A 12536-nucleotide genomic window follows, 5' to 3' on the forward strand; every position below is an offset into this window, starting at 1 on the left:
ATGCCGCGCTGCGCCGGCTTTGTGCGGTCAGGTGCGGGTCGGTACCGGTGTGGACGGTGCGGCGGCCGACGACCGCAATTGTTCGATCACGTCGTCCAGGTGCGCGGCCACGGCCCGCGCCGCTGCCGGGGCGTCACCGCTGACGATGCCGTCGATGATGTCCAGGTGCTGCTGCAGGGACTGGGCGGGACGGCCGGGGCGCAGGGCCAGCCGGAACTGGAAACGCACCATCGGTCCGTTGAGTCGTTCGAGCTGGCGCCTGGCCACCTCCTGACCGCTGGCCTCGACCACCAGTTCGTGCAGGCGCTGGTTGAGGGCGGAGTAGGTGTGCACCGCTCCGTCCGCGACGGCCTGCCGCATGTCCGTGCCGATCCCGCGCAGCTCCGCACGCTGCGCCTCGTTCGCCTGCGTCGCGGCCCTCTTGGCGCACAGTTGCTCCAGCGCGGAGCGGCACTCCGTGATCTGGATGGCCTCGTCGACGGAGACGGCCCGGATGCGTGCGCCGCGGCGCGGGATGATCTCGACGATCTCCTCGGCGGCGAGGTCCTGCAGGGCTTCGCGGACGGCGCTGCGGGTCGTCCCGTAGGACTCGGCGAGGTCGTTTTCCACGAGCCGCTGGCCGGGCACCAGGTCCCCGGAGCGCAGGGCATGCCTGATGGCGTCGGTCACGTGCTGGCGTCCGGCGGCGCCCGTCAGCTTGTCCGTCAACTCGTTCGACCTCTTTCGTCGGCAGGTCCGTGCAGGTGAAGCCTAGAGCCGCGGTGGCTCCGGCCGGGCCGTGGGGGACTTCTTTTGTAATTTCTTCAAACATCTTGTCAACAATCTGGTCAATGATCTAGCTTCCTCTGCGTAACCCCAGTTCGCGAAGGAGCACCGATGTCTGCCGAAGCAGTCGCCCGGACCCGCGGTGCGCACCGCCGCGGCTCCCAGACCGCGATTCCGTGCCTGTTCATGCGCGGCGGTACGTCGCGGGGGCCGTTCTTCGACGTGCGAGCACTGCCCGAGGACACCGGGCTCCGCGACGCCGTACTGCTGGCCGCGCTGGGATCTCCCGACCCGCGCCAGATCGACGGGATCGGCGGCGGGCACCCGCTGACCAGCAAGATCGGCATCGTGGAGCCGGGCACGGAACCCGGCATCGATCTGGAGTGGACCTTCGTCCAGGTGCAGCCCGGCGGCGACACCGCCGACACCTCCTCCAACTGCGGCAACATGCTGGCCGCCGTCCTGCCGTTCGCCGTCGAGACCGGCCTGGTCGTCCCCGGCGCCGACCGCACCACCGCCCGCGTACGGACCCGCAACACCGGCATGGTCGCCGAGATCACCGTCGCCACCCCGCTGGGCACGGACGGGGCACGGTACGTCGACTACCAAGGGCAGGCCCGTATCGACGGTGTCCCCGGCACCGCCGCCCCGGTCGAGATCGGCTTCCTGGACACGGCCGGGTCCGTCGCCGGCTCCCTGCTCCCCACCGGGCGTACGCGCGACACCGTCGAGGTTCCCGGAAGCGGCGCCGTCGACGTCACCCTGATCGACAACGGCCAGCCCCTGGTGATCGTGGCGGCCGAGAGCCTGGGCGCCACCGGCTACGAGACGCCGGCCCAGATCGACGCCGACGACCGGCTCAAGGCCCGTGTCGAGGCGCTGCGCCTGATCTGCGGCGAAGCCATGGGCCTGGGCGACGTCACGGAGAAGAACTACCCGAAGATGACGCTGGTGGCGCCACCACGGCACGGCGGCACCCTTTCCACGCGCAGCCTCATCCCGCGGCTGTGCCACCAGTCCATCGGCGTGCTCGCCGCCGTCACGGCCGCGACCGCCTGCGTGCTCGAAGGCAGCGTCGCCCGCGACGTCGCCGCCGACGTGCCCGGCACGGAGCCCACCGTCTCCGTCGAGCACCCGTCCGGAGAGTTCAGCGTCACCCTGGGCCTCGCCCCTGACGCGCCCCAGCGGGTCACGCGCTCCGCGCTGCTGCGCACCGCCCGCCTCATCATGGCCGGCGACCTGCTGGTACCCCGTTCCCTCTGGGACCCCGCCCCCGCCACTCCGGAGAACCAGGAGAACACCGCGTGATCATCGACGTCCACGGCCACTACACGACGGCGCCGAACCCGCTGGGGGAGTGGCGTGAGGCCCAGATCGCCGCACTCACCGACCCGGCACAGGCACCCGACCCCACAGGGCCCGCCATCAGCGACGACCAGATCCGTGAGTCCATCGAGACCAACCAACTGCGCCTCATGGACGAGCGAGGCATCGACGTCACCGTCTTCTCCCCCCGCGCCTCGTTCATGGCCCACCACATCGGTGACTTCGCCACCTCCTCCGCGTGGGCCCGCATCTGCAACGACCTGTGCCACCGCGTCGCCGAGCTGTACCCCGGACGCTTCGCCCCCGGCGCGATGCTGCCGCAGTCACCGGGAACCGACCCGGCCACCGTCATCCCCGAACTCGAACGCGCCGTCCTCGAACTGGGCGCCGTCACCGTCAACATCAACCCGGACCCCTCCGGCGGCCACTGGACCGCACCACCGCTGACCGACCGGTCCTGGTACCCGGTGTGGGAGAAGCTCACCGAGCTGGATGTGCCGGCCATGGTGCACGTCTCCACCAGCTGCAACCCGGCCTTCCACACCACCGGGGCGCACTACCTCAACGCCGACACCACCGCCTTCATGCAGCTGCTGTCGGGAGATCTGTTCGCCGATTTCCCCGAGCTGCGCCTGATCGTCCCGCACGGCGGCGGCGCCGTGCCGTACCACTGGGGCCGCTTCCGGGGCCTGGCGCAGGCGCTGGGCAAGCCCGAGGCGGTGGAGTCACTGCTGCGCAACGTCTTCTTCGACACCTGCGTCTACCACCAGCCCGGCATCGACCTGCTGCTTGAAGTGGTCCCGCACGCCAACATCCTCTTCGCCTCCGAGATGATCGGGGCCGTCCGCGGCATCGACCCGCACACCGGCCACCACTTCGACGACACCCGCCGCTACGTCGAGAACGCGCGCCTTTCCGGCGAACAACTGACCGCGATCGAGGAACGGAACGCCCGGCGTGTCTATCCCCGTCTGGACGCCCGCCTGACCCTCCAAGGCCGCTGAGCCACCCCCGTGCTCCCGCCCGCACCGGCGTAAGAGTCCGCGAGCCGATCCCCCCTCACACACAGCGCAAGGAGCCATTCCATGCACGAACTCGGAGTCGTCCACCGCACCACAGAACGCGCCGACCGCACCGCGGTCGATGCCCTGTCCCGCTTCGGGGTCGCCACGGTCCACGAGGCCATGGGCCGACTAGGCCTGATGCGTCCCTACATCCGGCCCGTCTACGAGGGCGCGAAGCTCTGCGGCACCGCCGTCACCGTGCTGCTGCAGCCCGGCGACAACTGGATGCTGCATGTGGCCGCCGAGCAGGTGCAAGAGGGCGACGTCGTCGTCGCGGGATGCACCACCGAGAGCGAGGACGGCTTCTTCGGCGAGCTGCTCGCCACCTCGCTGCGCGCCCGCGGTGCCAAGGGCCTGGTCATCGACGGCGGCTGCCGCGACGTCGACGAACTGCGGCAGATGGACTTCCCCGTCTTCTCCCGCGCGATCAACGCCAAGGGCACCGTCAAGGCCACGCTCGGTTCGGTCAACGTGCCTGTCGTCGTCGCCAACGCACTGGTCAACCCGGGTGACGTGATCGTCGCTGACGCCGACGGCGTCGTCGTTGTCCCCGCCGCCCGGGCCGCAGCGGTGGCCGAAGCGGCCCTGCGGCGCGAGGCCGCCGAGGAGGCTAAGCGGGAACGGTTCAAGGCGGGCGAGCTGGGCCTGGACATGTATGACATGCGCGGACGCCTGGCCGAACACGGCCTGACCTACGTCGACTGAACGGCACGGCACGAGGAGCACTCCCGATGACTGACCCCGACCAGGCTTTCGCCGTCACCCCCGGCTGGCTCGACTGGTACCGCGGCCCGACCGAGCCCGCCTTCGTCCTGCCCGCGGGGACCGTGGACGCCCACTGCCACGTGTTCGGCCCCGCCGCCGAGTTCCCCTTCGCGGCCGAACGCAAGTACACCCCCGTCGACGCCTCCAAACACGACCTGTTCGCCCTCCGCGACCACCTCGGCGTCGCACGCAACGTCATCGTGCAGGCCACCTGCCACGGCTCCGACAACAGCGCCCTGGTGGACGCCTTGTACACCGCGGGCGGCCGGGCCCGCGGGGTGGCGACCGTACGTCCCGATGCCAGCGACGAAGAACTGCGGCGCCTGCACGACGCCGGAGTGCGCGGGGTGCGCTTCAACTTCGTACGACGCCTGGTGGACGCCGCGCCCACCGAGGCCCTGGCTGCCGTCGCCCGCAGGATCGCACCCCTGGGATGGCACGTCGTCCTCTACTTCGAGGCTCCGGACCTGCCGGACCTGGAAACGTTCTTCGCCTCCCTGCCCGTGCCGCTCGTCATCGACCACATGGGCCGCCCCGACGTCACCCGGAGCCCGGACGGACCCGAGTTCGCCCGCTTCCTGCGCTTCGTCGAGACCAACGACGTCTGGGTCAAGGTCTCCTGCCCCGAGCGCCTGACCGTCACCGGACCGCCCGCCCTGGACGGCGAGCGCCACGCCTACCGTGACGTCGTGCCGTTCGCCCGCAAGGTCGTCGACGAGTTCACCGACCGGGCTCTGTGGGGCACCGACTGGCCCCACCCCAACCTCAAGCACCACATGCCCGACGACGGCCTGCTCGTCGACCACATCCCGCACGTCGCCACGACCCCTGCCCGACAGCAGGCCCTCTTGGTCGACAACCCGCGGCGTCTGTACTGGCCCGAAGAGGCCGGCTGACCGCAAGCCACCGGCCCCGCAACGGTGCCGCGTCCCCATCCCAGGAGCGTGCAGTGCAGCACATCCCCGCCACCAACGCCGCCAACCGGCTCGACCGGTTGCCCATCTCGAAATTCCACAAGACCACCCTCTACGCGGTGGCGTTCGCCTACTTCTTCGAGTTCGCGGACATCAACACCTTCGCCATCACGGCCCCCGTGATCCGCGAACAGTGGGGTGCCGACGTCAACCACGTCGCCTACGTGACGTCGTTGTCCTTCGTCGGCATGTTCCTGGGGGCCGTGGTCGCCGGAGGCCTCGCCGACCGACTGGGACGCAGGCGCACGCTCATCGCGACCACGTTCTGGTACACCGCGTGGTCCTTCGCATGCGTCTTCGCCTGGGACATCTGGTCCCTGGGCGTCTTTCGCGTGCTGACCTCGGCGGGCCTGTCCGCGATGACCGTCGTCGCCGTCGTCTACATCAGCGAGCTCTACCCGCGAGCCAAGCGCGGCAAGTTCCAGGCCTACGCCATCGTCATCGGCATCTGCGGCACCCCTGTCACCAACCTCATCGCCTCCGCGGTGGTGCCGATGTCCGACTGGTCCTGGCGCCTGGTCTACCTGTGGGGCTCGATCGGCGTGCTGTTCGTGTTCTTCGTGCGCAGACTCGAGGAGTCTCCGCAGTGGCTCGAGTCCCGCGGCCGCCACGAGGAGGCCGACGTCGTCCTGACGCGCATCGAGGCGGGCGCGGCAGCCGAGCACGGCCCGCTGCCCGCCGCACAGAAGCCGCAGCCGCAGCCGCAGAGCCCGGTCCGCCGGTCCGGCCCGGGCCTGCTCAAGGACAGAAAGTTCCTGTTCCCCACGATCCTGCTGTCGGTCCTGTGGATCACCCAGACCATCGGCTTCTTCGGCTACTCCAGCTGGGCGCCGACACTGCTGGCCGCCGAGGGCGTCAGCGTGGAGGACTCGATCTTCTACGTAGCCCTGACGACAGTCGGGGCGCCGCTCGGCTCCTTCCTCGCGGCGATGGTCACCGACCGGTTCGAGCGCAAATGGTGCCTGGTGGTCTTCGGGCTGATCATCGCCGCGTCCGGTCTGCTGTACGGACTGACGTTCACCCCGGTCCTGATCGTCGTCTTCGGATTCCTGGTCAACCTCTTCGAGCGCGGCTACACCGCCCTGGCCTACGCGTACTCGCCGGAACTCTTCGACACCCGCGGCCGCTCCCTTGGCACCAGCATCGCCTACGGCCTGGGACGGCTGTCGAACGCGGCAGGACCACTGATGATCGCCGGTATCTACAACGGCGTCGGCTACGAGGCGGTCTTCATGTTCATCGCCGGAACCTGGGTTCTCGGAGCCCTCGTGCTGGCCGTCTTCGCCCCGGCCACGCGCCGCCGCCGACTGGCGGCGGAGGCCCGGGAGAAGCAGGAACCGGTTCCGTCGGCATCCTGAGCGCCGGAGTCACCACAGGCGCGGCGCAGGGCGACGATCTCCGCCTCCCAGTCGCGTTCTCCCTCGCTCCCCGGGACATCGGCACGGTAAACGTTGTACAACCTCTTGTCGCCCCCGCCCGATGTTTGTACGTTGCAGCAGACACGACAGGAAGCGCTTTCTTTTGTTTGCCCTCGGGAGGGGACATGACGCCTGGCATTGCCGTGCCGTCGTACCGGCGCAGATCTGCACGGTCGAGGTTATGGCCTGGCGTGATGGCGGCCGGGGCCGCTCTCCTCACCGCCGCGTTCGTTACTCCGCCCGGCGGCTCCTCCGCGCCGGACGACCGGTCGGCAGCCGCCGGGGCAGGCATCCGCAAAAGCCTGGTCGCGGGCTACGACTTCGAGCACCCGGACCCCCGGGACGCCGGGCGCGAACGTGACCTGGGGCCGTCCGGCACCAGCCTGTCCCTCGTCAACGGCGGCGCCGCGATGCGCGTGCGCGACAAAGCCGATCCGCGGCGCGGGCACGTCCTGCAGACCCGGCAGGTGAGTCCGGACGCGGCGGGGAACGACGACTGGAAGGCGGGCGTCTACGACCCGGACGGCGCGGCCTCGCTGCACGCGTTCAACGGAGCCCGCCAGGCCACTGTGATGGGCTGGTTCCGTACCACCGGGCAGAACCCGAGCCCGAATTCAGGTTCGGCCGACCCCGCCGACCGCTACAACGCCATCGGCCTCGCGGGCGTCCTGACCGGGGACTCGAACGGGCACGACGTGCGGGCCCTCCTCGAACTGATCGACGTGAAGGGCGAGTTGCGCCTCGTCGCACTCGGTCGCCGCCTGGACGGCGCCGCGTCCCAGACCTTCGCCGCGGACGGGGACTGGCGTACCCATCTGCCGGACGGCAAGTGGGTCCACCTGGCCGCGACCTTCGACTTCGACACGGGCGAGATGGCGCTCTACCGCAACGGCCGCGCCTTGCCCGGCAGTTACGTACGCGACGACGATCCGTGGGCGCTCGCCGGAGAGCCGGAGCCCGACCTCGCCTCACCGACCGACCCGCGAGGCATCAAAATCGGCGGGAGCTTCCCGCAGAACACCCGCGAAGCCAACCCCTGCAACTGCCGCATGGACGATCTGCTGTTCCTGGACCGGGCCGCCACCCCGGGCCAGGTGAGGGCCGAGTATCGCCGCACCGGTGGCCGACCCGCGTCCTGAGTTCACTCGTGTGCTGGACGTGCTTCCCGGACCGACTTGTCCGCGGGACCCATGTCCAGAGCACACGCCCAGAGCGCACGTCCGTCGCGCACGCCCAGAGTCTCCAGAGCACACCTCCTGAACACGTGTCCTGTGCACGCCGCCCGAACGCACCTCCCGGGCACGCCACACGAAGGGAGCCCCCTTGTCCTCGTCGGCCCCGCACGTCCGGCCCCGTATGAGATCCCTCCTGGTCCAAGTCCTCACCGGCGCCCTGCTCGCCGCAGTGCTCACCGCGGCACCGGCGGGCGCGGTCGAAGCGCCCGCCGCCGATGCCGCGGCGGCCGCTGTCACCGACCCCATCCCCGGCAAACCGGTCACCTCCGGTCTCGGCCTCGAGGTCCAGGAGTTCGCCCAGCTCCCGAAGTCCGAGCCGCGCCCGGGCCCGGTCGAGGACAGCCGCCTCATCCGGCACAACCGGATCAACTACCTGACCCCGTTCCCCGGCGGTTCCGGCCGCCTGGCCGTCGCGGACCAGAACGGCACCCTGTACTCCCTCAACAAGGACGGCTCCGAGCAGCACCCCTACCTGGACCTGTACAAGGAGTTCTCCGCCGCCTACTACGCCAGCCGGGGCCTGGGCACCGGCTTCGGCTACGTCACCTTCGACCCGGACTTCCGGCGCAACGGCCGCTTCTACACGGTCCACACCGAGAAGCCCGAACTGACCGACGCCAAGCCGGACTTCAACCAGCCCAGCGGAAACGGGTTCCACGGCATCATCACCGAGTGGACGGCCGACGACCCGAGCGCCTCCACCTTCTCCGGCACTCACCGGGAGCTGCTCCGCATCGGCTTCAACGGCCAGGTCCACGGCATCCAGCAGCTCGACTTCAACCCGACCGCCAAGCGCGGCGACGCGGACTACGGACTGCTCTACATCGCCGTCGGTGACGGCGGCAAGGGATCCACCACCGGCGACCCGCAGAACCGGGCCCTCCCGCACGGCAAGCTCCTGCGCATCGACCCGCGCGGCCACAACAGCGCGAACGGCAAGTACGGCATCCCGCCCGCCAACCCGTTCGTCGACGAGCCCGGGACCCTCGGCGACATCTACGCGATCGGCATGCGCGACCCGCACCGCTTCAGCTGGGACACACGCGGCAGCCACCGCATGTTCCTCTCCCACGTCGGCGAGCACGCCATCGAGGCCGTCTACGAAGTACGGGCCGGCGACAACTACGGCTGGAGCGAACGCGAGGGAGCCTTCGTCTTCGACAAGAAGGCCACCGACCCGTGCGCCAAGATCCTGCCGCTGCCCGCCGACGACGCGAAGTACGGCTACACCTATCCGGTCGCCGCCTACGACCACGATCCGCCGGCCAACTGGAACTGCAAGTCCGACGTGGGCCGCGGCATCTCCGGCGGCTACGTCTACCGCGGCCACGACCTGCACGGACTGCAGGGCAAGTACGTCTTCGGTGACATCGTCGACGGCCGTCTCCTCTACACGGATGCCGCCGACATGCGCCGCGCGAAGCCGGGCGCCGAACAGCGCCTGGCGCAGACGTACAGCCTCATGGTCTACGACGCGACGTCCGGCAAGCGCGTCTCCATGCAGGAACTCGCCGGTGACAAGCGTGTCGACCTGCGGTTCGGGCAAGACGCCAAGGGCGAGCTGTACATCCTCTCCAAGGCCAACGGCAAGATCTGGAAGGTGACGGGGACGCGCACGTTCGCGAGCTGCGACACCCGCGGGACCACCCTCACCCACGTGATGGGCGCGAAGAACTGGGCGCCCGTCACCCCGTCCAAGTGGCAGTTCAAGGGCGGCCAGGCGGTGATGACGGAGCCGGGCGTCGAGCGGCCCGGACCGCGCCGCCCCTACGAGTACGCGGTGCTCACCACCGGCCCCACGTACCGCAATGTCCGTATCGACGCCGAAGTCCGCATCGATACGCCGACCGACATCGGCAACCGGGATGTGATCGTCATCTTCGGTCATGAGTCGGACACCCGGTTCGGCTACGCGCATCTCTCGCAGGACAACTCCATCTATCCGCACAACGGCGTCTTCACGGTCGACGACGCAGACCGGCTGCGGGTGGAGGACCAGTGGGACGGCGCCACCGGCGCCCCGCCCGCGATCAGCGACGCGGCCTGGCACAAGGTCAGGGTGGTGCGCTGCGGGGACACCGGGGAGACGGCCGTGTACCTGGACGGCTCGTCGCACCCCTTGATGACAGCGGTCAGCGCGCGGCCCGGCGACGGGCGGATCGGGTTCGGTTCGTTCGACAACGCCGGCAGGATCCGTGGACTGAAGGTCTCTGGAAAGTCGTAGCAGCCGTGTGCGGTGGCAGTCCGCGGCCGGCGGAGTCTCCAGCGCCGGCCGCCAGACTCGTGAGCTGCATGAATGACGTGCTTAGGCAGGCGGCGCGTCGAATCGGGCGGGCAGGGTCAGCAGGGTGCTGAGGTCCGCGCCGGGGGCGTATTCCTGCGGGTCCTCGCCTCGCAGGAACAGGCGGGCGCCTGCGGCGGTGCCGCCGAGGTCGAGGCTGTCTCCCCGGCGCCGCAGCCAGGTGCCCTCGCGCAGCCCAAGGACCGGCACGTCGTTCTCCTCGAGGAACTGCCCGAGACGCTCCGCACGCGTCTCGCCCATGTGACTGCTCGCAGGGTCGGGGTCGAGGTAGTGCGGGTTGATCTGGAAGGGGATCAGCCCGAAGGAGGCGAAGTCCGGCGGCTGCACGATGGGCATGTCGTTGGTGGTGCGCAGCGTCGGGCAGGCCATGTTGGTGCCGGCCGATGAGCCCATGTACGGCATCCCCGCGGCGGTGCGTGCCCGTACCGCCGCGATCAGGTCGAGCGCGTGCAGCGCCGCGAGCAGCCGGAAGCTGTTGCCGCCGCCGACGAAGACGGCCTGCGCGTCGGCCACCGTCCCGGCCGGGTCGCCGTCGCTGTGCGCTCCGCGCACGGAGATGCCCAGCGGCTTCATCGCTTGGGCGACCTTGTCGGTGTAGGCGTCGTGATCGGCCAGCGCGTAGGGCACGAAGACGAGTTCGCGTACCCCCGTCAGATGGTCCGCGATCACCTCTGTCGCGTGTTCGAGGTAACCGTGGCCGGGGGCCGCGGAGTTGGACAGTAGGAGCAGCTTCATGTGGAGATGCCTTTCCGGGAGGGGAGGGGAGGGAGGGGCGGCGTCGGGCCCGGGGGTCAGGGGGCCCGGTGGGGCGTCTGCGGGCGGGATCGGCGCGGGGAGAGGAGCTCGCCCAGCTGGTCCGCGGCGGCCTGCAGCGGGCCGAGGAGGTGTTCGTCCGGTCCGGTGACCAGGTCGTGCGGTCCGACGAGCGAGAGCGTGCCGACGGGCTGCGACCGGACGAGCAGCGGCACCGCGAGCCCCGAAGTGGCCGGATCGTATTCGCCCTTGGAGTGGGAGTGTCCGTCCTGGCCCGCGCGGACCATCAGCTCCTCCAGCTCCTCGGGGTCCGTCACGGTCAGCGGGGAGAAGCGCGGCATCGGTCTGCCGTACAGCAGCCGGGCGCGGGTGCCGGGGGTGAGCATGCCGAAGTACGCCCGGGAGGTGGCGCCGGCATGCGCCGGGTAGAGCTCGTCGGTCAGCCGGTACGCGCGCAGCGGCCCGCTGCCGCCGTCGGCCGACTCCACGCAGCGCAGGTGCACCCCGTCCGGGACGGCGAAGAGCGCCGTGGCGCCCGTCTTCATCGCAAGCGCGCGCACGGTGGGCCGTACCAGGGCGGACATGCCGCCGTGCCGTTCCCAGGCGGTCGACATGTGCCACACCGCGGGGCCGAGGCGGTAGCGGCGGGTGACCGGGTCGGAGACCAGGAATCCGCGGTGCGCCAGCGCGGCGAGCAGGCGCTGTGCCACCGACTTGTCCCAGCCGAACTCGGCCGCCAGATCCGTCACCCCCCACTCCTCGCGCTCCTGCGAGAAGGCCAGGAGCACGCTGAGGACGCGGTCGGCGGTCTGCAAAGGGGGTGGGGTCATGGCGGCAGCGTACCGGATGGCGGACATGCTTCTCTGAAATAGAGAAAAGGTTGTCTCATCCGGGATTGACGTCGCAGTCTGCTGAAAGCCAGGTCACAGTGGCCCTGGCGGCAAGATCACGTAAACGCACCAAGGGAGCCGCTGTGCTCAAGCACGTACTCGACGTCCTCGACCTCCTGGACCGCCCGCAGGCGAGCGGTGAGCTGCTCGCCGGCCATCTGCGGTCCGTCCTGGACGCGGCCGGATCGCCGGCCGAAGGCCCCAAGCCGGAAATCACCGTCACCCGGATCGAGGGCGAGCAGGGCGGCACCGACTTCGTGAAGGTCACCGTTCCCGGCACCCGCGGCAAGACGGCCGGGGGAGAGGCGCCCACGCTCGGCATCCTCGGCCGCCTCGGCGGCGTGGGCGCCCGCCCGGAGCGGATCGGCCTGGTGTCCGACGCGGACGGCGCGGTCGCCGCGCTGGCCACCGCTGCCAAGCTGCTCGACATGTACGGGCGCGGCGACCGCCTGGAGGGCGACGTCATCCTCTCCACGCACGTCTGCCCCGACGCGCCGACCCGGCCGCACGATCCGGTGCCGTTCATGGACTCGCCGATCTCGGTCCTGGACTGCAACCGCGCGGAGATCTCCCCGCAGATGGACGCGGTGGTCTCCATCGACACCACCAAGGGCAACCGGCTCCTCAACCACCGGGGCGTCGCAATCTCCCCGACCGTCAAGCAGGGCTGGATCCTGCGCCCGAGCGACGACCTCCTCGGGGTCCTTGAGACCGTCACCGGCGAGCGCGCGCACGTCCTGCCGATCACCACGCAGGACATCACCCCGTACGGCAACGGCGTGCACCACATCAACTCGATCATGCAGCCGTGCGTGGCGACGGACGCGCCGGTGGTCGGCCTCGCGCTGGTCACCGAGACCGCGGTGGCGGGCTGCGCGACGGGCGCCAGCCACGAGACGGACATCGCCGCGGCGGCCCGGTTCTCGCTGGAGGCGGCCAAGGACTTCGGACGCGGTGTCGCACGCTTCCACGACCAGGAGGAGTTCGAGCGGCTGATCGAGCTCTACGGGCCGATGACCCGCCTGCAGGCGTCCGCCGCCTGAC

The 12536-nt window shown here is 70.3% G+C and carries 11 protein-coding genes; 8 read left to right on the forward strand and 3 right to left on the reverse strand.

Features of this window, described 5'->3' with window-relative positions:
- Positions 1-27 precede the first annotated feature (27 nt).
- The gene (locus tag ABZ906_RS20420) at positions 28-708 is read right to left on the reverse strand and encodes a GntR family transcriptional regulator (protein WP_361384322.1); all 681 of its coding nucleotides are present in this window, start codon (positions 706-708) and stop codon (positions 28-30) included.
- 168 nt (positions 709-876) lie between these two features.
- Here ABZ906_RS20420 and ABZ906_RS20425 point away from each other — a divergent pair, with 168 nt between their 5' ends.
- The 7 genes from ABZ906_RS20425 (at position 877) to ABZ906_RS20455 (ending at position 9771) form a co-directional block, all read left to right on the forward strand.
- Positions 877-2073 carry a 4-oxalomesaconate tautomerase gene (locus tag ABZ906_RS20425; RefSeq protein WP_361384325.1) on the forward strand — a complete coding sequence of 399 codons (1197 nt, stop codon included), beginning with the start codon at positions 877-879 and terminating at the stop codon, positions 2071-2073.
- Positions 2070-3095 carry an amidohydrolase family protein gene (locus tag ABZ906_RS20430; protein ID WP_361384328.1) on the forward strand — a complete coding sequence of 342 codons (1026 nt, stop codon included), beginning with the start codon at positions 2070-2072 and terminating at the stop codon, positions 3093-3095. The genes ABZ906_RS20425 and ABZ906_RS20430 overlap by 4 nt, the downstream gene beginning before the upstream one ends.
- An 81-nt stretch (positions 3096-3176) precedes the next feature.
- Positions 3177-3860, forward strand: a complete 684-nt coding sequence (ligK, locus tag ABZ906_RS20435; protein WP_361384331.1) for a 4-carboxy-4-hydroxy-2-oxoadipate aldolase/oxaloacetate decarboxylase — start codon at positions 3177-3179, stop codon at positions 3858-3860.
- 26 nt (positions 3861-3886) lie between these two features.
- Positions 3887-4816: an amidohydrolase family protein gene (locus ABZ906_RS20440; protein WP_361384333.1), complete on the forward strand. Its 930-nt coding sequence runs from the start codon at positions 3887-3889 to the stop codon at positions 4814-4816.
- Positions 4817-4869: 53 nt separating this feature from the next.
- On the forward strand, positions 4870-6252 hold the full coding sequence (locus tag ABZ906_RS20445) for an MFS transporter (RefSeq protein ID WP_361384336.1): 1383 nt from the start codon (positions 4870-4872) through the stop codon (positions 6250-6252).
- A 254-nt stretch (positions 6253-6506) separates the two neighbouring features.
- Positions 6507-7451: a hypothetical protein gene (locus tag ABZ906_RS20450; RefSeq protein ID WP_361384339.1), complete on the forward strand. Its 945-nt coding sequence runs from the start codon at positions 6507-6509 to the stop codon at positions 7449-7451.
- Between the two features lie 217 nt (positions 7452-7668).
- Positions 7669-9771, forward strand: coding sequence for a PQQ-dependent sugar dehydrogenase (locus ABZ906_RS20455; RefSeq protein WP_361384342.1), 2103 nt, complete (start codon positions 7669-7671; stop codon positions 9769-9771).
- An 81-nt stretch (positions 9772-9852) separates the two neighbouring features.
- Here the strand turns inward: ABZ906_RS20455 and pepE are convergent, their stop codons facing one another.
- Together pepE and ABZ906_RS20465 are read right to left on the reverse strand one after the other, a co-directional pair.
- Positions 9853-10584: a dipeptidase PepE gene (gene pepE / locus ABZ906_RS20460; RefSeq protein ID WP_361384345.1), complete on the reverse strand. Its 732-nt coding sequence runs from the start codon at positions 10582-10584 to the stop codon at positions 9853-9855.
- 56 nt (positions 10585-10640) lie between these two features.
- A complete protein-coding gene (locus ABZ906_RS20465; RefSeq protein WP_361384348.1) occupies positions 10641-11432 on the reverse strand; it encodes an IclR family transcriptional regulator in 792 nt (263 codons plus the stop codon).
- 143 nt (positions 11433-11575) lie between these two features.
- Here ABZ906_RS20465 and ABZ906_RS20470 point away from each other — a divergent pair, with 143 nt between their 5' ends.
- Complete coding sequence (locus ABZ906_RS20470) at positions 11576-12535, forward strand: DUF1177 domain-containing protein (RefSeq protein ID WP_361384351.1); 960 nt, start codon at positions 11576-11578, stop codon at positions 12533-12535.
- Position 12536: the final 1 nt, after the last annotated feature.

Origin of the sequence: Streptomyces sp. NPDC046925, assembly GCF_040644915.1 — a bacterium.
Classification (GTDB): Bacteria; Actinomycetota; Actinomycetes; order Streptomycetales; family Streptomycetaceae; genus Streptomyces.

Bases quoted from the DNA above. Each gene is read 5' to 3' on its own strand.
- ABZ906_RS20425 (WP_361384325.1), top strand. From the start codon at position 877: ATGTCTGCCGAAGCAGTCGCCCGGACCCGCGGTGCGCACCGCCGCGGC.
- ligK (WP_361384331.1), top strand. From the start codon at position 3,177: ATGCACGAACTCGGAGTCGTCCACCGCACCACAGAACGCGCCGACCGC.
- ABZ906_RS20440 (WP_361384333.1), top strand. From the start codon at position 3,887: ATGACTGACCCCGACCAGGCTTTCGCCGTCACCCCCGGCTGGCTCGAC.
- ABZ906_RS20450 (WP_361384339.1), top strand. From the start codon at position 6,507: ATGGCGGCCGGGGCCGCTCTCCTCACCGCCGCGTTCGTTACTCCGCCC.
- ABZ906_RS20455 (WP_361384342.1), top strand. From the start codon at position 7,669: ATGAGATCCCTCCTGGTCCAAGTCCTCACCGGCGCCCTGCTCGCCGCA.
- pepE (WP_361384345.1), bottom strand. From the start codon at position 10,584: ATGAAGCTGCTCCTACTGTCCAACTCCGCGGCCCCCGGCCACGGTTAC.
- ABZ906_RS20465 (WP_361384348.1), bottom strand. From the start codon at position 11,432: ATGACCCCACCCCCTTTGCAGACCGCCGACCGCGTCCTCAGCGTGCTC.